A 1,217-nucleotide genomic window follows, 5' to 3' on the forward strand; every position below is an offset into this window, starting at 1 on the left:
GGCCCGAAAGAAAGGTAGGAGGCCATGACGAAAGGTCTGCACGTGCCTTCCGAGATCGGCAAGCTCAGGAAGGTCTGCCTGCACCGTCCCGGCGACGAGCTCCTCAACCTGCCGCCCGACGAGCTCGAGCGACTCCTGTTCGACGACGTCCCGTTCCTGGAGGTCGCGCAGCAGGAGCACGACACCTTCGCCCAGATCCTTAAGGACCAGGGCGTGGAGGTGCTCTACCTCGAGAACCTCGTCGCAGAGGTGTTCGACCAGGTCCCCGGCGCCCGCGCCGAGTTCACCGACCAGTACATCGCCGAGGCAGGCATCCGCGGCCAGCAGATGCCGCAGATCGTCCGCGAGAAGCTGGACTCCATCGAGGACAACCTCGAGTTCGTCAAGAAGACCATGGCCGGCATGACCAAGGCCGAGATCGACATGCCCCTCACGGCGTCCACGACCCTCGACTCCCTGGTCAACTCCGAGTCCGAGTCCGACCTGATCATCGACCCGATGCCCAACCTCTACTTCACCCGCGACCCGTTCGCGGTCGTCGGCGAGGGCGTCAACCTCAACCGCATGTACTCGGTCACCCGCAACCGCGAGACCCTGTACGGCAAGTACGTCTTCAAGTACCACCCCGACTACAAGGACGTCTCCCTGTACTTCCGCCGCGACTGCCAGTTCCACACCGAGGGCGGCGACGTGCTGAACATCAACGAGAAGACCCTCGCCGTCGGCATCTCCCAGCGCACCCAGGCCGCCGCGATCGACGTCATGGCCCAGAACATCTTCTGGAACTCCGACTCCAAGGTCGAGCGCATCCTGGCCTTCGACATCCCGGTCTCGCGCGCCTTCATGCACCTCGACACGGTCTTCACCCAGATCGACGTCGATAAGTTCACGATCCACCCCGCCATCATGGGCACCCTGCGCGTCTACGAGCTGACCGCCGGCAAGAACCCGGGCGACGTGAACATCCGCCTGATCGAGGACACCCTCGAGCACGTCCTGGAGGACGCCACCGGCGTCGACCAGGTCAAGCTGATCCCCTGCGGCGGCGGCGACCCGATCGCGGCCTCCCGCGAGCAGTGGAACGACGGCTCCAACACCCTGTGCGTCGAGCCCGGCAAGATCTGCGTCTACGCGCGCAACACCGTCACCAACGACGTGCTGTACAAGGAGGGCCTGGACCTTCTCGTCGTGCCCTCCGCCGAGCTCTCCCGCGGCCG

Annotated in this window: 1 protein-coding gene; it reads left to right on the forward strand. The window is 65.1% G+C overall.

Annotation, left to right across the window (positions count from 1 at the left end):
* Positions 1-24: 24 nt before the first annotated feature.
* The coding region (locus DWW73_RS10025; RefSeq protein ID WP_117779483.1) for an arginine deiminase at positions 25-1,217 on the forward strand (1,193 nt) is incomplete at its 3' end.

The organism is Collinsella sp. AF16-8 (assembly GCF_003462695.1).
GTDB lineage: Bacteria > Actinomycetota > Coriobacteriia > Coriobacteriales > Coriobacteriaceae > Collinsella.